This window comes from Zoogloea sp. JDB1 (genome assembly GCF_056724025.1).
The window spans coordinates 3806734-3829030 of the sequence record NZ_CM161496.1; the positions used below are offsets into that span (position 1 = coordinate 3806734).

General features: G+C 63.3%; 18 protein-coding genes and 1 riboswitch. Of the genes, 13 read left to right on the top strand and 5 right to left on the bottom strand.

Annotated elements, in window-relative coordinates; all coding sequences use genetic code 11:
- Positions 1 to 7 precede the first annotated feature (7 nt).
- Complete coding sequence (locus AC1PPK_RS17235; RefSeq protein ID WP_481114237.1) at positions 8 to 940, top strand: ABC transporter substrate-binding protein; 933 nt, start codon at positions 8 to 10, stop codon at positions 938 to 940.
- A gap of 71 nt (positions 941 to 1011) precedes the next feature.
- Positions 1012 to 1965, top strand: coding sequence for a carbohydrate kinase family protein (locus AC1PPK_RS17240; RefSeq protein ID WP_481114238.1), 954 nt, complete (start codon positions 1012 to 1014; stop codon positions 1963 to 1965).
- Between the two features lie 59 nt (positions 1966 to 2024).
- Here AC1PPK_RS17240 and AC1PPK_RS17245 read toward each other — a convergent pair whose 3' ends face one another.
- From AC1PPK_RS17245 to AC1PPK_RS17255, 3 genes are read right to left on the bottom strand one after another with little or no spacing between them, the layout of a single operon-like run.
- Complete coding sequence (locus tag AC1PPK_RS17245; protein ID WP_481114239.1) at positions 2025 to 2594, bottom strand: c-type cytochrome; 570 nt, start codon at positions 2592 to 2594, stop codon at positions 2025 to 2027.
- A gap of 33 nt (positions 2595 to 2627) precedes the next feature.
- Positions 2628 to 3596, bottom strand: a complete 969-nt coding sequence (locus tag AC1PPK_RS17250) for an alpha-ketoacid dehydrogenase subunit beta (RefSeq protein WP_481114240.1) — start codon at positions 3594 to 3596, stop codon at positions 2628 to 2630.
- A 9-nt stretch (positions 3597 to 3605) separates the two neighbouring features.
- Positions 3606 to 4562, bottom strand: coding sequence for a thiamine pyrophosphate-dependent dehydrogenase E1 component subunit alpha (locus tag AC1PPK_RS17255; RefSeq protein WP_481114241.1), 957 nt, complete (start codon positions 4560 to 4562; stop codon positions 3606 to 3608).
- Positions 4563 to 4856: 294 nt separating this feature from the next.
- Between AC1PPK_RS17255 and AC1PPK_RS17260 the strand changes: the two genes are divergently transcribed.
- Positions 4857 to 6509, top strand: coding sequence for a methyl-accepting chemotaxis protein (locus tag AC1PPK_RS17260; RefSeq protein WP_481114242.1), 1653 nt, complete (start codon positions 4857 to 4859; stop codon positions 6507 to 6509).
- Between the two features lie 143 nt (positions 6510 to 6652).
- Positions 6653 to 6920, top strand: a riboswitch (cobalamin riboswitch).
- 123 nt (positions 6921 to 7043) lie between these two features.
- Positions 7044 to 9212 (top strand): TonB-dependent receptor, encoded by a 2169-nt coding sequence (locus tag AC1PPK_RS17265; protein ID WP_481114243.1) that lies wholly within the window; start codon positions 7044 to 7046, stop codon positions 9210 to 9212.
- An 83-nt stretch (positions 9213 to 9295) separates the two neighbouring features.
- Here AC1PPK_RS17265 and metE read toward each other — a convergent pair whose 3' ends face one another.
- A complete protein-coding gene (metE, locus tag AC1PPK_RS17270) occupies positions 9296 to 11587 on the bottom strand; it encodes a 5-methyltetrahydropteroyltriglutamate--homocysteine S-methyltransferase (protein WP_481114244.1) in 2292 nt (763 codons plus the stop codon).
- 99 nt (positions 11588 to 11686) lie between these two features.
- Between metE and AC1PPK_RS17275 the strand changes: the two genes are divergently transcribed.
- Entirely contained in the window at positions 11687 to 12595 is a 909-nt protein-coding gene (locus tag AC1PPK_RS17275; protein ID WP_481114245.1) for a LysR family transcriptional regulator, read from the top strand.
- On the opposite strand, the gene AC1PPK_RS17280 is transcribed toward AC1PPK_RS17275, so the two are convergent.
- Entirely contained in the window at positions 12587 to 13066 is a 480-nt protein-coding gene (locus AC1PPK_RS17280; RefSeq protein ID WP_481114246.1) for a Fur family transcriptional regulator, read from the bottom strand. The genes AC1PPK_RS17275 and AC1PPK_RS17280 overlap by 9 nt on opposite strands.
- Positions 13067 to 13190: 124 nt before the next feature.
- On the opposite strand from AC1PPK_RS17280, the gene AC1PPK_RS17285 reads away from it, so the two are divergent.
- From AC1PPK_RS17285 to AC1PPK_RS17320, 8 genes are all read left to right on the top strand, one after another.
- Positions 13191 to 15239 carry a TonB-dependent receptor gene (locus tag AC1PPK_RS17285; protein ID WP_481114247.1) on the top strand — a complete coding sequence of 683 codons (2049 nt, stop codon included), beginning with the start codon at positions 13191 to 13193 and terminating at the stop codon, positions 15237 to 15239.
- Positions 15240 to 15263: 24 nt separating this feature from the next.
- A complete protein-coding gene (locus AC1PPK_RS17290; RefSeq protein ID WP_481114248.1) occupies positions 15264 to 15974 on the top strand; it encodes an ABC transporter ATP-binding protein in 711 nt (236 codons plus the stop codon).
- Positions 15974 to 17401, top strand: coding sequence for a DUF3526 domain-containing protein (locus AC1PPK_RS17295; protein ID WP_481114249.1), 1428 nt, complete (start codon positions 15974 to 15976; stop codon positions 17399 to 17401). Before AC1PPK_RS17290 ends, AC1PPK_RS17295 begins: the two co-directional genes overlap by 1 nt.
- Before the next feature lie 12 nt (positions 17402 to 17413).
- Complete coding sequence (locus tag AC1PPK_RS17300) at positions 17414 to 18901, top strand: ABC transporter permease subunit (RefSeq protein ID WP_481114250.1); 1488 nt, start codon at positions 17414 to 17416, stop codon at positions 18899 to 18901.
- 72 nt (positions 18902 to 18973) lie between these two features.
- Complete coding sequence (locus AC1PPK_RS17305) at positions 18974 to 19660, top strand: ZIP family metal transporter (protein WP_481114251.1); 687 nt, start codon at positions 18974 to 18976, stop codon at positions 19658 to 19660.
- 21 nt (positions 19661 to 19681) lie between these two features.
- On the top strand, positions 19682 to 20335 hold the full coding sequence (locus tag AC1PPK_RS17310; RefSeq protein ID WP_481114252.1) for a DUF1826 domain-containing protein: 654 nt from the start codon (positions 19682 to 19684) through the stop codon (positions 20333 to 20335).
- 5 nt (positions 20336 to 20340) lie between these two features.
- Positions 20341 to 21012, top strand: coding sequence for an ABC transporter ATP-binding protein (locus AC1PPK_RS17315; protein WP_481114253.1), 672 nt, complete (start codon positions 20341 to 20343; stop codon positions 21010 to 21012).
- Positions 21009 to 22295 carry an ABC transporter permease gene (locus tag AC1PPK_RS17320; RefSeq protein ID WP_481114254.1) on the top strand — a complete coding sequence of 429 codons (1287 nt, stop codon included), beginning with the start codon at positions 21009 to 21011 and terminating at the stop codon, positions 22293 to 22295. The genes AC1PPK_RS17315 and AC1PPK_RS17320 overlap by 4 nt, the downstream gene beginning before the upstream one ends.
- Positions 22296 to 22297: the final 2 nt, after the last annotated feature.

A 22297-nucleotide genomic window follows, 5' to 3' on the forward strand; every position in this document is an offset into this window, starting at 1 on the left:
ACGCATCATGTTCAAGTCCAAGACCCTCGCCACCGCCCTGATCCTCGCCCTCGCCGCCGGCAGCGCCGCCGCGAAGGAGATCAAGTCGGTGGGGATCACCCTCGGCTCCCTCGGCAACCCCTTCTTCGTGACCATCGCGAAGGGTGCCGAAGCCCGCGCCAAACAGCTCAACCCCAACGCCAAGGTCACCACCCTGTCGGCCGACTACGACCTCAACAAACAATTCACGCAGATCGACAACTTCATCGCCGCCGGCGTGGACATGATCCTGCTCAACGCGGCCGACCCGAAGGCCATCGAGCCGGCGGTGAAGAAGGCCCAGAAGGCCGGCATCGTGGTGGTGGCGGTGGACGTGGCTGCCGCCGGCGCCGACGCGACAGTGCAGACCGACAACGTGCAGGCCGGCCGCATCGCCTGCGAGTACATCGTCCAGAAGCTCGGCGGCAAGGGCAACGTGATCATCCAGAACGGCCCGCAGGTATCCGCCGTGGTGGACCGGGTGAACGGCTGCAAGGGCGTGTTCGCCAAGACGGCCGGCATCAAGGTGTTGTCCGACGATCAGGACGGCAAGGGCTCCCGCGAAGGCGGCATGAACGTGATGCAGGGCCACCTGACCCGCTTCCCGAAGATCGACGCGGTGTTCACCATCAACGACCCACAGGCCATCGGCACCGACCTGGCAGCCCGCCAGTTCAAGCGCAACAACCTGGTGATCACCTCGGTGGACGGCGCGCCCGACATCGAGGGCGCCCTCAAGGGCAACACCCAGGTGGAGGCCTCCGCCAGCCAGGACCCGTGGGCGATGGCTCAGAAGGCGGTGGACATCGCCCAGGACATCGTCAACGGCAAGCGTCCGGCCACCCCGACCGTGCTGATGCCGTCCACGCTGGTGACCCGCGCCAACATCGCCACCTACAAGGGCTGGTCGTCCCCGCGCTGAGCCTCGTCCGTCCCGTCCACCGCCGGCGCGGTGCCCTTCCGGGGCCGCGCCGCCCAGTCCGGAGTGCCACCATGTTCCTCGTCTGCGGCGAAGCCCTCTTCGACGTCTTCATCAACGGCAACGCTGCCGCCGGCTCCGATGTTCTCAAGCTGGAAGCCCACCCCGGCGGCTCGCCCTTCAACGTGGCCATCGGCCTGGCCCGCCTCGGCCAGCCGGTGTCCTTCCTGGCCGGCGTGTCCCGCGACATGCTCGGCGAGCGCCTCGTCGCCAAGCTGCGCGCCGAGGGCGTCGACACCGCCACCGTGCAGCGCCTGGCGGCGCCTACCACCCTCGGCTTGGTCGGCCTCGACGACCAGGGTGTGCCGGCCTACGCCTTCTACGGCGACGGCGCGGCCGACCGGCGCCTCGACATCGCCGCGCTGCCGAGCCTCGACCCCGCGATCCGCGCGATCCACCTGGGTTCCTACGCGACGGTCGTCGAGCCCACCGCCGGCGCACTGGAAACCCTGGTCCGGCGCGAATGCGGGCAGCGCCTGATCGCCTACGATCCCAATGTGCGTCTCAACGTGGAGCCGTCCCTGGCCCGCTGGCATGCCCGCGTGGACACCTTGTCCACCCTCGCCCACCTGATCAAGATCAGCGACGAGGACGTGCGCCTGCTCTACGACGACCTGCCGCCCGAAGCCTTCGCCCGCCGCATGCTGGCCCGCGGCGCTCGGCTGGTGGTGGTGACCCGCGGTGCCGACGGCGCCATCGCCTGGAACGGCCAGGCCAGCGCCCAGGTGCCCGGCGTGCCGGTGGACCTGCAGGACACGGTCGGCGCCGGCGATACCTTCCAGGCGGCGATGCTCACCTGGCTGGCCGACGTCGGGCGACTGTCGCCTGACGCGTTGGAAGCCCTCGGCGCCGACGACATCGCCGCGATGCTCGGCTACGCGGCACGGGCTGCCGCGCTGACCTGCTCGCGGCGCGGGGCCGACTTGCCCCGCAAGGCGGAAGTCGGCCCGGCCTGCATCGCCGCCTGAGAGCGTGAAAGGCCACCCGGATCGAGGCGGCCTTTCACGGCGATGCGTGGCGACGTGGCTCAGTCGGCTTTGGTCAGCGTGCCCGTCGGCGGCTGGTAGTCCGGCACCTTGTTGCGGATGGCCGGTTGGGCTTTCAGGTAGGCAAACACCGCGCGCAGGTCCTGATCGGAAAGTTTGGCCAGTGCCGGCCACGGCATCGGCGGCATGATCGGCCGGGCCCCGCTCACGTGCTTGCCGCTGCGCAGGTTCTGAATGAACTGCTTTTCGGTCCAGGCACCGATGCCGGTCTCCTTGTCCGGGGTCAGGTTGGCCGAATAGGTGGTGCCCCAGGGCCCGACGAAGGCCGTCATGGTCGCCGCGCCGGCCCAGTTCCAGGCGGCGGCGAGTTGCGGTGGCGGCGGCAGGAGCAGCTCCTCCGGATGGCCCGACAGGCCGCGGGCCATGTCTTTCTCCGGCCCATTGGGGCCCATCTTGAAGGGCGTGTGGCAATCCGTGCAGCCGCCTATGCTGACGAGGGCCGCACCGCGTTTGACTAGGCCGCTGTCTCCCGCAAAGCTCGGGGACGCCAGCATGCCGCAGGCAATGGCGAGAATGGCAAGGGTGGCGTTGTTCTTGGTGTCGGGGCACATGATGGAAACTCCTGTCGGGTTTGGGGGAATTGATCAGACACGCTGTCGGCCGCACAGGCGGACCGCAGCAGAGGCAATGGCATCCGCCTGGGGCACGAAGGCCTGCTCGAGCGGATAACTGGACGCCACCGGGGCGTCGGGACCGCCGAGGCGCACGATGGGCGCCTTCAACGCGGCAAATGCCTGCTCGGCCACCAGCGCGGCGACTTCCGCCCCGACGCCGCACAGCTTGTTGGCTTCATGCACGACCACCAGCCGGCCGGTCTTGCTGACCGAAGCCAGGATCGCCTCCTCGTCCAGCGGCTTGAGGCTGCGCAGGTCGATGACCTCCGCCGAGATGCCCTGCCCCGCCAGCGCCTCGGCGGCCTGCAGGCAATGCAGCACGGTCTTGCCGTAGGACACCAGGCTTACGTCGGCCCCCTCGCGGGCCACCGTGGCCTTTCCGAGCGGAACGACGACGTCGCCGGCCGGCACCTCGCCGGGCACGTAGAGCAAGCCGATATCGAGGAAGAACATCACCGGATTGTCGTCGCGGATGGCCGCCTTCAAGAGGCCCTTGGCGTCCGCCGGATTGCTCGGCATCACCACCTTGAGGCCGGGGCTGTGCACGAACCACGCCTCGACGTTGTGGTTGTGCTGGGCCCCTACGCCCCAGCCGGCGCCGGTCTGTGCCAGCGCAACGAGGGGGAAGGAGAACTGCCCGCCAGACATGAAACGCAGCTTGCCGGCGCTGTTCACGATCTCGTCCATCGCGTAGCACATGAAGGGCGCAAACAGCAGGTCGATGACTGGGCGCAGGCCGGTGCCCGCAGCGCCCACCGCCGTGCCGGCGATGATGCCCTCGGCCAGCGGCGTGTTGCGTACCCGCAGCGCGCCGAACTCCTGCACGAGGTCGTGACGCTTGGTGGCGATGCCTTCGCCGAAGGCGATGACGGTCTGGTCGCGGCGCATTTCCTCGGTGAGGGCGGCGCCGACGGCATCAAGCAAAGTCAGGGTGGTCACGGAAATTCCTCAGGCGTAGACGAAGCGGGTCAGCGCCTCGGTGGAAGGGAAAGGCGACGCATCGGCGAAGGCCTGGGCAGCGGCGATGCGGGTCGCCACCTTGTCGGTCAGCGCGTCGGCCTGGGTGGCGCTGAACTGGCCGTCGGCGATCAGCCGTTCGCGGCACAATTTGATCGGGTCGCGGGCGACCCATGCTTCCCGTTCAGCCGGGTCCACGTAGGCCTGATCGTCCGGCTCGAAGTGGCCGCGAGTGCGGTAGGTATAGGTTTCCAGCAAGTAGGGCCGGCCGCTCTCGCGCACCTGGGCTGCCGCCTCCTGCGCTGCCGCCAGCACCGCGGCTACGTCGTTGCCGTCTACGCTGCGGGACGGAATGCCATAGGACGCGCCCCAGTCCGACACGTGGTCCTTACACATCGCCTCGCGGCGGTGCACGAAGGCTTGCCAGTGGTTGTTCTCGCAGATGTAGAGCACCGGCAGGTTCCACAGGGCCGCCAGGTTGATGGATTCGTGGAAGCTGCCCTCGCAGGCGGCGCCGTCGCCGAAGAAGCAGGCCACGATGCCGGGCCGGCCGAGCATCTTCTGGGACAGGGCCACGCCCGGCGCCAGGGACAGCTCCGCGCCGACGATGGTGGAGGTGAGCACCACGCCCAGTTCCTTGACCGAGATGTGCAGCGAGCCGCTGTGGCCACCGCAATAGCCGCCGCTACGCCCCATCACCTCGGCCAGCATGCGGCCGGGGTCGGCGCCGCGGGCCAGCAGATGGCCCGAACTGCGGTGGTTGGTGAGGATCAGGTCTTCCGGCGTCAGCGCATTGACGACGCCTACCGCGGCGGCCTCCTGGCCCACCGAGGTGCAGGTGCCCGGCACCTTGCCGGCCTGGCTACCGGCGACGATCGCTTCTTCGTAGGCGCGCACCAGCATCATCTGCTCGAGAAGCCGGTGTGCATCGGGGGTTTGGGTTGCCATGACGTCTCCCGTCGTTGATCGATGGAGTCAGTCTAGGTCGCCCGAAACCCCTTGCAAATCGGGTGAAAGCTGCTTACGGATCTTTTAAGAAACGCTGAATGAATATTTAAGAAGACCTGTGCCAAGTGGCTCTGTAGTGGCCACGAATGTTGGGGGCACATCACTCGACGCTCTTCTCACTACCTGGGAAGCTGTTCCTGGATGAGAGAAATTTAAAATCAACGAAAAATATAAATTTGTTAAATACAACAAATTTCACATTAATAATAATTACCTTTTGATAAAGTACTTCAATTGCACATCCGCCCCGATGGTTCCTCTGGAGTGATCATGAAACTGACGCAACGCCTTATGGCCGCCTTGGGCACAGCCCTGTTCACGCTGATTCTCGTCGGCTTCCTGGGGATCTGGCAGTTGCGGCAGGCCAATGCCCGCTTCGATTACGTTCAGGTCAATACCTTTCCGAGTGTGCACACCCTGCTCGAAGCGCGCAGCAGCCTCACGGCCAGCCGCTTTGGCACCTACCAACTGGCGCTCGCCGTCGATAGTGCACATCGCGAGGAAATTGCCCGGGAGGTCCAGGCCGCCGATCAGAAGCTCGATGCCCAGTTGCAGAAATACGGTCGCGAGTTGATCTCGGACGAAACAGACAAGCAATTGCTGGACAAGGCGCTTCAGGCAATTGCCGACTACCGCTCGACCAGGGAAGAGTATTACCGCAAGCTCAGCGCCAACGACATGGCCGATGTTCGGGATTTCTTGCGCGGAACGCTCCGTGAGAAAGCACGGGCCGCCGGCGATGCGCTCCAAAAGGACATGGAATACAACTATGAGCTCGCCAACAAACTGAACCGCGAGAACACAGCCGATGCCGCGACTGCCCAGTGGATGACCTCTGGCTCCCTTGTTGCTGCCTGCCTGATTGTCATCATCATGGCGTATTTCCTGATCATTTCGTTCCGGACGAGTCTCGCCGGCATGCGCGACACCATTGTTCATGTGAACGACAGCCAGGATTTCACGGTCCGTGCTCCCGTGCTGCGCATGGACGAGATCGGTGAAACCGCAACAGCCTTCAACCAATTGCTCTCCAAACTCCAGGACAATTTCCGCAGCCTCGCGGAAGGTGCAAGGTCGGTCGCCGATGCAAGCCGTGAAATGGCAGTTGCATCCGATCAGGTCGCAAATGCGGCAGGCACCCAGAGCGAAGCCTCCTCCGCCATCGCCGCAACCGTCGAGGAAATGACGGTCAGCGTCAATCACGTAGGCGACCGCGCCAACGAGGCCCACTCCCTGGCCGATCAATCCGGCAACATGGCCAAGACCGGCTCAACGACCATCGATAGAACCATCGGTGATATCCGCAGCATTTCCGCCTCGGTCAGTGCCGCAGCGACTTCTCTGCGCGAACTGGGCTCACAGGGAGAACGGGTTGGCTCGGTCGTGCAGGTCATCAAGGACGTCGCCGACCAGACCAACCTGCTGGCCCTGAATGCGGCAATCGAAGCAGCCCGGGCAGGCGAACAGGGGCGCGGCTTCGCGGTGGTGGCTGACGAAGTGCGCAAACTGGCCGAACGTACGTCCAGTTCGACGCAGGAGATCTCCTCCACCATCGAGGCCATGCGCCGACACTCCGAACAGGCCGCACGAGAAATGGAAGCAGCGGAAACGCTCGTGGTGCAGAGCGTTTCCCGCGCCGACGACGCGGACAAGGCGATCAAGGAAATCGGTACGGCGGCCAGCGACACCGCCCACGTCGTATCCGAGATTTCGGACGCAATCCGCGAGCAAGGTGCAGCCAGCAACAACATCGCCGTGCAGATCGAGCGCATCGCACAGATGGCCGAAGAGGCCGCTGCCGCAGCGGAGCAATCGTCCGTCACAGCCCGCAGCCTGGACGAACAGGCCCAACGTCAGATCGCCACACTACAGCTGTACAAGGTCTGAAATCCTGGCGGATTGGACACCATCCGGGCACGACATCAACCTGATCGCCCGGGCGCCTTGGCCCAAACCATACAAATCTCATATCGACAGAGTTTTTCAACAAGGCATAGAATGCGCGGCTTCGTTGAATTCACTTCGAATTTCAGCGATCCCATGCAGCAGGTGCCCGGAATGCCATGGCATTCCGGGTTAAACGGGAACAAGGTGCGTAGTTTTTCTGCAAAGCCTTGGCTGCCCCCGCAACGGTAAGCAAGTTCAGGTACATCCCGGTCGTCCTCCCCGATGGCCAGCCACTGATCTCCTACGTGACGTCGAACACGGCGTGCGCGAAGAGTTTGGGAAGGCGATGCACTCGACATCGGTCCGATGTCACTTGCGAGCCCGGAGACCGGCCTGTTGCTCGATGTCCCTGGATCAGACCGGGGGCGCTTGCAACAGACCGTCTGCGGGGTGCAGAGGGCGGCAAAAGCACACTGCCTCTGGCACTGCCTGTCGTCTTCGCTGTGCGGACGGTCCACCAGGACGTTCGACCTCATGCCAGACGCGCAACGCAAGTTCCACCCTCCCTCGCCCCGCAGCTTCTCCCGTCGCGCCGCCATCTTCATGATGAAGCAGCGCATGCGGCCCCTGATGCTGGCCGTCCTTTCCACGTGCTCCTTCCCTGCTTTCGCAGCCGGTATTCCCACGCTGCAGGAAGTCACCGTCAACAGCAGTAGCAGGGATTTGATAGGAGTAGCCGATTCCGCGAGCGAAGGCACCGTCACCGCGAAGCAACTGGCGAACCGGCCGCTGCTTCGCCCTGCCGAAGTGATGGAGGTCGTGCCAGGCATGATCGTCACCCAGCACTCCGGCGACGGGAAGGCCAACCAGTACTTCCTGCGCGGCTTCAACCTCGACCACGGCAGCGACTTCTCGACCCACGTCATGGGCATGCCCATCAACATGGTCAGCCACGCGCACGGCCAGGGCTACATGGATCTCAATTTCCTGATTCCCGAGCTGGTCAGTACCGTGAAGTACAAAAAGGGCGTCTACGGCGCGGAGGACGGTGATTTCGCCACCAGCGGCAGTGCCCGCATCGACTACCAGCGGAAGCTGGCTGCCCCCTTCATCGACCTGACCGTCGGCCAGCACAACTACAGCCGCCTGCTCACTGCGGGCAGCACGGAGTTCAACGGCTTCAACCTGCTGGCGGGGATCGAGGTGGCCGGAAACGATGGCCCCTGGGATCAACCGGAAAACCTCGAGAAACAGAACGCCGTCTTCCGGCTGTCGTCGGGAACCGCCGCCAACGGCTTCGCCCTGACGGCCATGCTCTACAAGGCCGACTGGACCGCATCCGAACACGTGCCCGCGAGAGCCATCGCCAGTGGCGAAATCGGCCGCTACGGCACCCTGCTTCCCAACGACGGCGGACACACGCATCGCTACAGCCTGTCCGGCGAATGGGCGCTCACCGGCGAGAACAGCGCCACCCGTGCCAACGCCTACGTGATCGATTACGGGCTGAATCTGTTCTCCGCGCCCTCCGGCTATATCAGCGGCCTCGCCGGCGACCAGCATGAACAAGCTGACCAGCGCGTCGTCTGGGGGGGCGATCTCCGCCGCACCTGGTTCCTCAGCCCCGCGCTGCGGGATACCGAGCTCACCGCCGGCGTCCAGCTGCGCCAGGACCGCATCAGCAAGGTCGGCCTCTACAACACGGTCAATCGCCAGCGCACCGACACCGTTCGCGAAGACAGGATCACTGAAACAGCGTCGGGCGTCTTCATTGACGCCAGGACGCAATGGCTACCCTGGTTCCGCACCAACATTGGCGCCCGCTACGACGCTATCCGTGCCGAATCCACCGCACTGGGCGGTGCCAACAACATGACGAACGGCGGCGACGCCTCCGCCAGCCAGGCCAGCCCGAAACTGGGCGCGGTCTTTGGGCCCTTCAATCTGGTGGGTCCAACCGAGTTCTACGCCAACTGGGGGCACGGATTTCATAGCAACGATGCGCGTGGAGCCACCGCCAGGGTGAATCCCCAGGACGGCAGCGCTATCGACGCAGTTCCCCTGATCGTCAAGGCGAAAGGCAGCGAGCTCGGCGTGCGCATGGTGCCGCTGCCCGGCTGGAACAGCAGCCTGTCGGTGTGGCAGATGGACCTGGCGTCGGAACTCGTCTTCATCGGCGACGAAGGGGTCACCGAGCCCAAGGGCGCATCGAAGCGCAGCGGTATCGAATGGTCCAACTACTTCACCCCGTTCTCCGGCGTCATTGTCGATGCCGATCTGGCGCTTTCCAGGGCCCGGTTCAGGAACGAAACCAATGGCGGACGGCGTGTCCCCAACGCCATTCCGTTGGCCGCCTCGCTCGGCGTGACCTACGACGATGGCGGCACCTGGTTCGGTGGGGTCCGCATGCGCTATCTGGGCTCCTATGATCTGGAAGAAACCGGCGCCGAGAAGTCCGAGGCCTTCTGGATGACCAACCTCAAGTTCGGCTACCGCTTCAACAAGCAATGGCAGGCAACGCTCGATGTGTTGAACCTTCTCAACAAGAAGGCCAATGACATCGAATACTGGGGCGGCGCATGCACGCGCAGCGAAGCGCTCGCCGGCACCGGCGGTTGCGGTACCGGATCGGCTATCGACGGACGCCTGGTACACCCTCTGGAGCCGCGTACGGTTCGACTCGGCGTGCGCATCAGCTTCTGATTCGTGACGCCAGAAGGGCCCGAAACAAGGCGCTGGGCCCTTCCCCTCTGAAATCAAAGCCTTCGCACACGTCCAATCGCCCCTCAGGCGGCTGCGCGCAAGGTTCTGGCGGCTGCCACCATGTGGGTCAGCGCCGGAATCACTTCGGCCCACTGGCGGGTCTTCAGGCCGCAATCCGGATTCACCCACAGCCGTTCCGCCGGAATGCACTCGGCGGCTTTCTTCATCAATTCGACGATATGCGCCTCGGTCGGGATGTTCGGCGAATGGATGTCGTAGACGCCGGGGCCGATCTCGTTCGGGTACTGGAAATCGTCGAAGGCGTCGAGCAGCTCCATGTCCGAGCGGGAGGTCTCGATGGTGATCACGTCGGCGTCCATGTCGGCGATGGACGCGATGATGTCGTTGAATTCCGAGTAGCACATGTGGGTGTGGATCTGCGTTTCGTCGCGCACGCCGTTGGCGGCGATGCGGAAGGATTCGACCGCCCAGTCCAGGTAGTCCTTCCACTGGGCCTTGCGTAGCGGCAGGCCTTCGCGCAGCGCCGCTTCGTCGATCTGGATCACCCGGATGCCGGCCTTTTCCAGGTCCAGGACTTCCTGGCGGATCGCCAGCGCGAGCTGTTTGCACGATAGTGCGCGGGACTGGTCATCGCGCACGAAAGACCAGTTCAGGATGGTCACTGGTCCGGTGAGCATGCCCTTCATTGGCTTCGCGGTGAGGGATTGCGCGTAGGTGATCCACTCCACGGTCATCGGCTGCGGACGGCTGATATCGCCGAAGAGAATCGGCGGCTTGACGCAGCGGGAACCGTAGGACTGGACCCAACCGAACTGGCTGAAAGCATAGCCGTCGAGCTGCTCGCCGAAATATTCCACCATGTCGTTGCGCTCGGCTTCGCCGTGCACCAGCACGTCCAGGCCGAGAGTCTCCTGCTCACGGACGCTGCGTGCGATTTCGGCCTGCATCGCCGTCTTGTAACCGGCGGCGTCGAGACGGCCGGCCTTGAAATCACTGCGCGCCTGGCGAATCTCCATGGTCTGCGGAAAGGAGCCGATGGTGGTAGTCGGGAAGACCGGCAGCTTCAGCCATTCGGCTTGCTTGGGCGCACGCCTGGCGTAGCGGCTTTCGCGCAGACCCAGGTGAGCATCGATGCGGGCCACCGCGGCCTGCACCGCGGGTTGGGTGACCCGCGGCGATGCCCGCCGGGCCGACAGCGCGGCCTTGTTGGCAGCCAGCGCATCCCGGACGGCTTCCCGCCCCTCGCGCAGCGCGGTGCCCAACACCTTCAGCTCGTCGAGCTTCTGCTGCGCAAAGGCCAGCCAGGACTTCACCTCGGCATCCAGCCGCTCCTCGCTGGCGAGGTCCACCGGCACATGCAGCAGGGAGCAGGACGGCGCGATCCACAGGCGCTCGCCGAGACGCCGGGCCAGCGGCTCCAGCCAGTCGAGCACCGCCGTCAGATCTGTCTTCCATATGTTGCGGCCGTTGATCACACCAAGGGACAACACCTTGCTGGACGGCAGCAGGTTGAGGATGGGACCCACGTCGTCCCGGCCATTGATCGCGTCGATGTGCAGACCCGCAACCGGCAGGTTGGCAGCGAGGTACTGGTTCTCCTGCAACTGGCCGAAGTAGGTGGCCAGCAACAGCTTGACCCGACTGCCCTTGAGCTCGTGGTACGCCGTGTTGAAGGCGTGCCGCCAGTCGGCGTCGAGTTCGGTGACCAGCAGCGGCTCGTCGATTTGGACCCACTCCACGCCCTGCTCCGCCAGCGTGTCGAGCAGGCGGGCATACGCGGGCAGCAGGCGCGGCAGCAACACCAACTTGTCGGAATCGTCCTTGGCCTTGCCGATGGCAAGATAAGTCAGCGGACCAATGATGACCGGTTTGGCTTTCACGCCCTGGGCCTGCGCTTCGACGAGTTCGCCGAGCAGGCGGGACGCATCGAGCCGGAACTCTGTGTCGGCGGTGAATTCCGGGACGATGTAGTGGTAGTTGGTGTCGAACCACTTGGTCATCTCACCGGCCGCCACACCGCCGCAGCACCCGGCGTGGGCCTCGGCAGTCCGGGCGGAGCGGCCGCGGGCCACGCGAAAATAATTGTCCAGCGCATCGCCATGGAAATCGCGCACCCGCTCGGGCAGATTGCCGAGCGCGAAGCTCATGTCCAGCACCTGGTCGTAGAACGAGAAATCGCCGACCGGCGCCAGATCGAGCCCCGCCTGCAGGTTCCAGTGGTGCTGACGCAGATCGGCGCCCAGCTTTTTCAGCTCGTCCAGGGACGACTCATCCCTCCAGTAGGACTCCAGTGCGAATTTCAGCTCACGCCGGGCGCCGATGCGCGGAAAGCCGAGGTTGTGGATGATGGTCATGGGCAACTCCAGAATTCAGTAGAGCGCCGATGGTATGGACTACATATCATGAAGTAAAATGGTCTTATTTCAACATTCAATGAATTTTGTTCACGTAATATGCTGGAGAGAATTCACCTGGCCATCGTTGCGGAAGTCGAGAGGCGCGGCTCGCTAACGGCCGCTGCCGACGTGCTGTGCGTCACCCAGTCGGCCCTCAGCCACAGCATCAAGAAACTTGAACAGCAGCTTGGTACCGACATCTGGTTGCGGGAAGGCCGCAGCCTGCGCCTCACGCAGGCCGGCCAGTATCTGCTGGCCGTGGCGAACCGGGTGTTGCCGCAGCTCACTCTGGCCGAAGAGCGCCTGCAACAGTTCGCCCAGGGGGAACGTGGCACCCTGCGCATTGGAATGGAATGCCATCCCTGCTACCAGTGGTTGCTCAAGGTCGTCTCGCCCTACCTGGCCGGCTGGCCCGATGTGGATGTGGATGTGAAGCAGAAATTCCAGTTCGGCGGCATCGGAGCGCTGTTCGGCTACGAGATCGACCTGCTCGTCACGCCCGATCCACTCTTCAAGCCGGGGCTACGCTTCGAACCGGTCTTCGACTACGAGCAAGTGCTGGTGGTGGCCCGCCATCACCCGTTGGCACAGGTCCCCTACGCCACGCCCGAAGACATGACGCAGGAAACCCTCATCACCTACCCGGTCGCCCCCGACCGGCTGGACATCTACACCGAGTTCCTGCAGCCGGCCGGCATGGCCCCCAAGCGCCACAAGACCATCGAGACCACCGACATCATGTTGCAGATGGTGGCCAGCCAGCGCGGCGTAGCCGCCCTGCCCCGCTGGCTGGTGCAGGAATATGCCGGCAAGTTCGACGTCGTCCCGGTACGCCTGGGGCAAACCGGAATCGCCAAACAGATCTTCCTGGGCGCGCGCGAAACGGACCTCGACATTGACTACCTGAAGGCCTTTATCAAGCTGGCGCGTGAGTCGGCGGAAACTCTTGGGACCACGTCAACCTAGCTCACGGCATCTCGGGCAGATCGCACCGATTTCTACCTCCTGGCTCTCCAGCTGATGTCCAACTGCCGCAAGGCTGGCAGTAAGAGCACGAATCACACTTTCGTCCTGCAATTCGGTCACTCCGTTACAGCGCGGGCAGACAAGGAACAGGCCCGGCATCCGTTCTTGATGGCACAGCTGGCTGCAGGCCACGAAGAGGTTCATCCGCCCGATTTTGTGGGCGAGTCCTTGATCAATCAGGAAATCCAGTGCGCGATAGACGGTTGGTGGTGAAGCGCCAGGTTTGTCAGCCTTCATCCGCTCCAGAAGATCGTACGCCTTGAGCCCTCGCGGATGGCTGTGAAGCATGGCCAGCACCATCCGGCGGATCGGCGTCAGGCTGACACCCCGAGCTCGACAATGGGCTTCGGCGCCGTCCAGGAAATCTGTCTCATCGGCGGGCGCTTCAATGGGAACGTAAGTGGTATTCATCTGGCCTGCTTGGCTCCATGAATGCAATGTTATAACATTGCATTCATGGTTCATATTTGAGTGGATCTAGATGTTAACCCGACTCGCCCGACTCGCGAGCCCTCGGCATCCGCGACGAAATTTCATGAGAAAAACGACCTTTGCGCTGACCCAGTTCATCCTGATCGGCCCAACCCCGGCCCAATCGCAAGCTGATGCAAACCTACCCGTCCTGGAAACGGTAGTTGTCCGTGGCGAGAAGGCCGCCCACCCTGCGGCTCTCGATTTCTCTAGTACCAGCCTGCCAACTCAGGTCACGGTGATCGACCGCTCTGAAATTGAGCGCACCAATGTGGGCCCGGATGCCGGGGACCTGCTTCGTCGGGTGCCGGGCATCCAGGCTCACAACCTGGGCCAGGGGAGCATCGGCACGGCTATCAAGATGCGTGGCTTCCTCACGGCGAGCCATGGCGCCGATGTGGCGGTTTATGTCGACGGTGTTCCCCAGAACATTCCATCGTCGGTAATAAACCACGGCATGAACGATCTCGGCTGGTTGGCCCCCGAGATGATCGAACGCATAGAGGTCATCAAGGGGCCCTTCTCTGCTCTCTATGGAGACCAGAACCGGGCCGGCGCAATCAACATCGTGACGCGAAGCCGGGCTCAAAGCAGCATGGGCATCGACGTCGCCAGCTACGGCGCCACGCGTGCCACCGCGGTCATCAATGGCGCGCAACAGTCCAGCGATATGCTTCTCGTCGCTGATCTCTACCGAACCGACGGCTACCGTGACAACTCGGATGAAACCCGCGGCACCCTCTTTATCAAGGGAAGCCAAACCATCGCCGGACAGAACCTGAGCCTCCGTTTCGTCCATCACAAGGCTGACTGGAGTGCGCCTGGTTTCCTCAATCTGAACAAACTTGTCAGCGGCGCGATTCGCCCAACTGACCGGGATACGTCCACTCCGGCTCTCGATGGCGATGCGGAACGCAGCAGCCTGGTCTTCAACCTGGCGCCCCGATATGGTGATGAAGGACTTTCCGCAACCCTGTATGCCGAAGACTATCAACGTCGGCGCAGCGTGGGCGCCAATACGACGGACATCAACATGCAGGAGGATGACCGCCGCATTCTTGGCGGCAGGATCCTAAACAACCTCCGCATCGGAGATCGGGCCAACCTGGCCTTGGGCGCAGAGCTACGCCAGGACCGGGGCGATGGCATCGTCCGCCGCTGGAGCGTCAGCCAGGCGACCCAGGATTACCTGACCAACCAGAATCTCGACCTACTGACCTACGGCCTTTTTGTCCAGGGCCAGTACAAACCCTGGCGAACACTCAAACTGCTCGGCGGGCTGCGCTGGGATGGCTTCGATTATTCGATCCGCAACCGCAAGCTGCCTGCAGCTTCAACAGAGTATTCCGGCTCTGTCACCACTCCGCGGGTCGGTATTGTATGGACGGTGTGCGAAGGCATGGAGCTCTTCGCCAACACGGGAGAAGGCTTCCGCTCTCCAAGCCAGGCAGAACTGAGCCCCAGTGGATCCTTTGGCCCCTTGGGTGCTTCTGGAGGGGTCGCCAATACAGGCTTGAATGCCCCCAAGGTCCGCTCCCGCGATGCGGGGATCAATGCCCTCTTGGGTGACGGCTGGCAACTCACCGGCGCCGTTTACCACACGACCAACGAAGATGAGATCAGCCAGATCGCTCCAGGTATTTTCGCCTCCGTCGGGAATACCACCCGTGACGGCTGGGAACTGGAAGCGCGCTGGCTGGGCGATGACGCATTCAGCTGGTACGGCAGCTTCGGCAAGCTCATCAAGGCCCGCATCAATAGTGCGACGCCGGGCACCGCAGACCGTCTCTCCCTACCGGGAAACACCGTCAAGACCGGTGTTGCCTACACTCGTCCTGCTGGTGCAAGCCGCCTGCTGTTCAATGCCGACGTCGCGTACATTTCGGCGACCCCATACTTTGAAGGTACTCCCCTAAGCCTGTCTCACGCTAAGCAGTACATTCGCTATGACCTGCGGGCCAGTCTGGAACACGGCGTTAACCGCTACACCACTTACGCCGTCCTTCAGCCCCTCAAGTACAGCAGCGAATCGATCATCGGTTCGGCAGGCGGCCAGCTCCTGGACCCACGCCCTCAAGTCATCGTCGGTGCCGCTTGGCAACGGCGTTTCTGAGCGTAGCCAAGGAGACACGAGTTCATGCTTGAGGCCCGCAGCCTGACAAAACTCTATGGCACCCACAAAGCCCTGGATCATTTGGAGCTCATTGTTAAGGAAGGTGAGGTGTTCTGCCTTCTGGGCGCCAACGGCGCCGGCAAAACGACCACCATCAATTTGTTTCTCGACTTCATCCAGCCGTCCAGCGGTCAGGCCATGGTCGGCGGAAAGAATGCCCGGGAGCCGGAGAGCAAGCATTTACTGGCCTACATTCCCGAGACCGTGATGCTCTACTCCAGCCTGACCGGCATCGAGAATCTGGACTATTTCAGTCGCCTGGCTATCGGGCGAAAGCACAGCAAGGAGGACCTGAGCTGCCTTCTGATCCGCGCTGGCTTGCCCGCCGAAGCAGCGACAAAGCCAGTCAGCAGCTATTCGAAGGGAATGCGCCAGAAAGTCGGGATTGCCATTGCCATGGCCAAGGGCGCGCGCGCCCTTCTGCTCGACGAACCCACCAGTGGTCTCGACCCTCAAGCCGCTAACGAATTCGCCACGCTCATGGAGGCTCAGCGTGCGCTTGGCGCCGCCGTCCTGATGACGACCCATGACCTGTTCCTGGCCAAGCAGGTTGGGACGCGAGTCGGCATTATGCGCCAAGGCCGGCTTCTCTCTTGTTTCGCTACGGCTGGCGTGGACCACGTGGAGTTGGAACGGATGTACCTGGATACCATTGGCGGCGGGATGAAGCCGTGATGGAAGGTGCAAACAGGGGCGCCATCAGCGACATTCTCGTCATTGCTCGCAAGGAAGGTCTGGAGCTATCCCGTGATCGACGCCTGCGCTGGCTGTTTGCCTGCCTGCTGGCGCTCATTCTCGGTGCCCTCGTTCAGGGCTGGCAGACAAGCGAGGCTGAGAGCCGGGAGCGAGTCTCGGCCCAGCATGCGAATTATCAGCAGTGGCTGGAGCAGGGAACACGTAATCCCCATAGTGCCGCCCATTACGGTGTTCACGCATTCAAACCCGTCAATCCCCTAGCCTTCATCGATCCCGGTGTGGGCGCGTTTGTTGGTATTTCCGTCTGGCTGGAGGCTCACAAGCAGAACGAATTCCAGTTCCGCCCTGCCCGGGACCGTAGCAGCCTGTATCGCTTCGGTGAACTGACTCCGGCCCTGCTACTTCAGACCCTCGCCCCTCTACTCCTGATCCTGGTGGGCTTTGCAGGTTTTGCCGCCGAACGGGAGAACGGCACCCTCCGGCAGCTTCTCAGCCTCGGCGTCTCGCGCCAACGGCTGCTGGCTGCCAAGGCCTTGGCACTCGTCGGACTGTTGGGTGCAATGGTCGTGCCCATTGCCGTAGCAGCGGCGCTTCTTTCGATAGGGGCGGAGGATGCACTTCGGCGGCTGCTCGCCCTTGCCGGTGCCTACTTCCTTTACTTGGGAGGCTTCGTTTTCTTAACGCTTGGAGTCTCTGCGCTCGCTCGCAGCGCCCGCCAGGCTCTACTTGTGCTGCTGGCCTTCTGGCTGCTGAACTGCTTCGTGCTGCCCCGGGCCACGACCGATCTGGCGCGTCACCTGGCCCCTGCTCCCAGTGGCGCGGCTTTCATCCAAGCGCTCACCGACGCCCGGCGAGCCACGTTCGGTCACGATGAAAGCCACCCTGCATTCATCGCCTTCCGTGAGAAGGTGCTGCGGAACTACAAAGTCAGTCGCACGGCGGATCTCCCGGTGGATTTTCGTGGTCTTGCCCTACGGGAAGATGACCACGCCGGCTACCGTATCCACGACGAACATTTCGGACGCCTCTGGGCCATTTACAACACTCAGGATAGCCTGCGCCAGATCTTCGGCTGGCTGTTTCCAGGATCGTCCATCCAGGCTGTGTCAGCAGGTTTCGCAGGTACCGACACCCAGAATCATGTCCACTTTGCCCGCGCAGCCGAAGCCCACAGGCGCGTGATCCAGGAGACCATGAGTGAGAACCTGATCCAGCATCGCCGCCATGACGATCCGGACTACAGCGCCGATCGACGGCTCTGGGCCCGCATTCCCCCCTTCGTCTACACCCCGCCGACGCTGGGCGAGCGCCTTACCTGGCAAACCGGCAACCTGGGCCGCCTAGGTCTGTGGCTCGGCGGCTGCATCGCATTTTCCCTCTGGGCAGTCCACCGTCTGCGCCCCTGAATACCCAAGCTCATGAACCTGAACGCCCCCTTTCTCGTCTGCCTGGGTCATGAATTGCGTCTTCTGCGCATCGAAAGTCTGTCTGCACTGATCGGTTTTATCCTGGCTGCCGCGTTCGCATACGCTGCCTGGAACGGTACCGGCTGGGCCCAGCGTCAGCAGGAGGCCGTGGCCACCGCCCAAACCGCGCACGAAACCCGCGTTCACGACAAGCTGACGCAATTAAACGCCATGGAAGCAGGCACTTACCGCCCGCCTTCCGCCTTTCTCAATCCGGCCAATCCCCTGTGGATTGGACTGCGCCATGCCAGCACCCCGGCCGCCCTGCCGGCCACAGCCTTGCAAGCAGCAGCGGTCGGCCAAAGCGATCTCTTCCCGCCTTATCTCAATGTATCGGCTGACACACGGGACACGTGGAGCCTGCAGGAAGATGTGGAGAATCCCACTAACCTGCTCGCTGGCGCCTTCGATCCAACCTTCGTTGCGGTTGTCCTGCTTCCCTTGATCCTGATCGCTTTGTCCTACGATCTTCTGTCATCCGAGCGGGAACGCGGGACGCTGGCTCTTCTCCTGACTCAACCGGTCTCCCTGACGACCCTGCTCGCCGCCAAGGTGACAGCACGCGCAGTGGTAGTTCTCAGTGGGGCCAGCTTGTTCGGTGCCCTACCCCTGGCTCTGGTCAGCTCAAACCCGCTTTCGACAGACTTCCTCCTGCGCATTGGACTGTGGACCTCCCTGGTCTGGGCCTACGGCCTGTTCTGGCTTGCCCTGTGTGCAACCGTCAGCAGCTGGGGAGGCTCCTCAGCCGCCGGTGCGCTAACCCTCTGCGGTCTGTGGCTCCTGTTCCAGCTGATCATTCCAACTCTTGCCAGTGCCCTTGCCCAGACTTCCCTGCCTGCCCCCTCACGGTCGGCCATGGTCAGCGAGATTCGGGCTGCTCAGGATCAGGCCCGGCAACGCGGCGACGCATCCCTCGCCCATTACCTTTGGGAGCATGGAGAAGAGCGTCCTGACACACCGGTCTTGCACGGCCATGACCTGGACGACGCCCGTCGTCGGATCGTCATCCTCCTCGACAGCAACACGGAGGTCGAGCGCATCCTCAATGAACAGGAAAGACGCAGGCAGGCGCAGCTGAGCCTGATCGCCTGGCTCCGCTTTCTCTCTCCTCCGGTACTGATGCAGGACGGCCTCAGCGAAGTGGCAGGCACCGGAGAGATCCGCCTTCGTCACTTCCACGCTCAGGCCGAGCACTTCGGCGCCCGTTGGCGCGAGCACTTCCTGACCCGAGCCCTGCGCAATGAGGCACTTTCCAGTGCTGACTACGCCCGCTTCCCGGCTTTCGAATACCAGGAACTGCCAACAGCCAGACTCATAGGAGAAATCACCTTGATCCTCTCAGGGTTGATCATGCCGGCGGCTCTGCTCGGCCTCCTCGCACGCCGCCGCCTCAAGAAACCAGTAGCCCACGAACAGTTGTTGTTTGTGTCACACACCTGAAATGCAGGAAATCGCCCAATGAGCCCGCTCACCCACATCCTTCTCGCCTGCCTGGCCGGCGGACTGCTAAGCATGGCGGCCGCAGCCCTCCTCACCTTCGGGCTCTCCCACCGCTGGCTGATACGGATGGTCAGCTTTTCGACCGGAATTCTGCTCGCCACGGCCCTGCTCGATCTGCTGCCCGAAGCCTCGGATACCGGCCTGTCGCCCCACATTCTGTTTGCACTCGTTCTCGCCGGACTGATCGGCTTCTTCCTCCTTGAAAAGGCCGCCCTATGGCGTCACAACCATGACGATACGGCGGAAACTCGGCCCCTGACCCGCACAGTGCCGATCATCCTTGTCGGGGACGGCGTTCACAACTTCACCGACGGTCTCGTTCTGGCGGCCACCTTCATGGTGGATATCCATCTGGGCTGGGCAACTGCACTGGCCATCATCGTGCACGAAATTCCCCAGGAAACAGGCGATTTCGTCCTCCTCCTCTCCGCCGGCTGGAGCAGGACGAAAGCCTTTATCTGGAACGGCCTCTCCAGTCTTACTTCCGTGCTGGGTGGCATCGCCGGCTACTTCTGGCTGACCAACGCCCAAGCCTGGTTGCCCCACATCCTGGCTGTTACAGCAGCCAGCTTCATCTACTTGGCCGTGTCCGACCTGATGCCCTGGCTACGCCACGAGAAAGGCGACTTTGTCTGGCACACCGGTTTCATGGCCGCCGGCATCGCCCTCGTCCCGACCGGCATGGCCATTTTCCACTGAGCACCCGCAGAGCCCCTTCCCATGAATGCACGCCCCGATCTCCTCGCTCCCATATCTCACACTGTCATCGCGAGCAGCCCCGCCGCACTCATCGACATTTTCCAACCGGACGTGCAACTCGCTGTCTGGCAGCGCCCCATCGATCAAGCCATCGCCGGCTACCTTGGGACAAACCGGCTGCACCTTGGCCGTGGCTTGCGTAGCAGTCTGACTGCGGATAAATGCCCTGACCTCGTCGACCTGCCCGCCAGCCCAGGGCGCGACGCCCTCGCAGAGGACATGGGACGCCTGGCTGAACTCCTCAGGGATCTCCTCGACTGCCCACGGATCGGCCTCCGCCTCGAAGTGATCGACAAGGCTATGTGCCCACGCTTTCACGTGGACCGGGTCGGTATCCGCCTGCTATGCACCTACCGGGGCCCCGGCACGGAATGGATTGCGGACACTGGCTCTGACCGCACCAAGCTCGGCAGCGGCGCCAGTGGCTGGCCCGACGAAGTTTCGAGCCTGATCGGCGCAGACACACGCATCGAGTCTGTAGCCAGCTTCTCCGTCGCACTACTGAAGGGCAGTTTGTGGCAGGGCAACGGTGGACGCGGCGTCATCCATCGCTCGCCCGCCATACCGGTCGATGCCCTGCCGCGGGTCGTACTTGCCCTCGACGGAATGTGGTGAGGGTCTTGGACGCCATCATCCGCATCCGCGACTTGAGTTTTACCTGGCCGGGGAGCCGGAGGCCCTGCCTCTCACAATTGGCTCTCGACGTGAATCGTGGCGAGCGGCTGTTCGTACACGGAGAGAGCGGCGCCGGCAAAAGCACCCTGTTGAATCTGATCGGCGGCGTCATGCTGCCCGAAAGAGGCTATATCGATGTCCTGGGCCGCCCCCTCGGGAAATTGTCGTCCAGCAACCGCGACCGCTTCAGGGTCGACCATACAGGCTTCATCTTCCAGCAGTTCAACCTGATCCCCTACCTGTCGGTTCTCGACAATGTGCTGCTGCCCTGCCGTTTCTCCACCGAGCGGGCTCGACGGACTGGTGGCTCCGCATCTGCTGAAGCCCGGCGTCTCCTGGCCGCCCTCGATCTGGACCCGCGGCTCGCCCATCGCCCTGCAGCCAGTCTGTCGGTCGGCCAGCAGCAGCGGGTATCGGCCGCACGTGCCCTGATCGGCCGGCCGGAGCTGATTCTCGCCGACGAACCGACCTCGGCGTTGGACCCCCGTCGGCAAGCCGTCTTCATCGAACTCCTGATGGGTGAGGTCACCGCGAACGGCGGGACCCTCGTTTTCGTCAGTCACGATCAGCGTCTGGCCCCCCTATTCGACCGCTGCATCGAACTGCTCGCGCCATGAAGATACTCCTCCCGCTTGCGCTCGCCAGTGCCTGGAATCGCCGCCTGAGCCTGGCCCTGTCGGTGTTCTCCATCGCGCTCGCCGTCACGCTGCTGATCGCCGTCACCCGGATCCGTGATGCAGCTCAGACCAGCTTCGCGCAGGCCGCGGCGGGCGTAGACCTGGTGGTCGGACCGCGAGGCAGCCCCGTGCAATTGTTGCTCCACGCCGTCTTCCACCTGGGCGAGGCCACCCACACAATGCGTTGGCAGAGCTACAGGACGCTGGCCGCGGACCCGCAGGTCGCATGGAGCATTCCGCTGGCGCTCGGTGACTCTCATCGGGGCTTCCCCGTGCTGGGCACAACACCGGAGTACTTCCGGCACCTTCGCTACGGGCAGCAACAGCCCCTGGGCTTCTTCAGCGGACAGCCCTTCAGCGGACTTTTCGAAGCAGTCGTCGGCGCAGAGGTTGCGGATCGTCTCGGCTACCGGCTGGGAGACCTGATCACCCTCCGCCACGGTTCCGCTCACCTCGACGAGCTTGAAGACCGCCACCCGCACGGGGCCGAGCATGCGGACAAGCCCTTTCGCATCAGCGGCATCCTCCTCCCCACTGCTACGCCAGTCGACCGGACGATTCATGTGAGTCTGGCGTCGCTGGAGGCCATCCATCTCAACTGGCAAGGCGGCCTGCCTTTGCCGGGCCTAAATATTCCACCCCAACTCGCCACCAAGTTCGACCTCACCCCCAAGACCCTTGATGCAGTGCTGATCGGGCTGCACCAACGCACCGACGCATTCCGGACCCAACGGCAGATCGCGGATTTCACGGGCGAACCCTTGATGGCCATTCTGCCCGGCCTGGCCATGGATGAACTCTGGCAACTCCTCGGCAGCGTCGAACGCAGCCTGCACGGCCTTGCCTGGCTGATCGTGGGCGTCGGCCTGGCCGGCATGGCCGCAGTCATCCTCGCCAGCCTCGGCGAACGGCGACGCGAACTGGCAATCCTCCGCTCGGTTGGAGCTGGTCCTGGGCATATCGTCGCGCTCGTGATGCTGGAGGGGGGTACGCTCACGGCTGTCGGCCTGCTGACGGGCCTTGGCCTCGTGGAAGGTGCCGGCTATCTGTTCGCACCCTTGGGCAATGCCCGCCTGGGCCTCGACCTATCGACAAACGCGTTTTCTGCGGAAGAGCTCCGGCTTATCGCCGGCATCTTCGCAACAGGTTTGCTGACCAGCCTGCTGCCGGGTTGGCGTGCCAGCCGGATGTCCCTGGCCGACGGTCTGGTTCCCCGCCTTTAAGA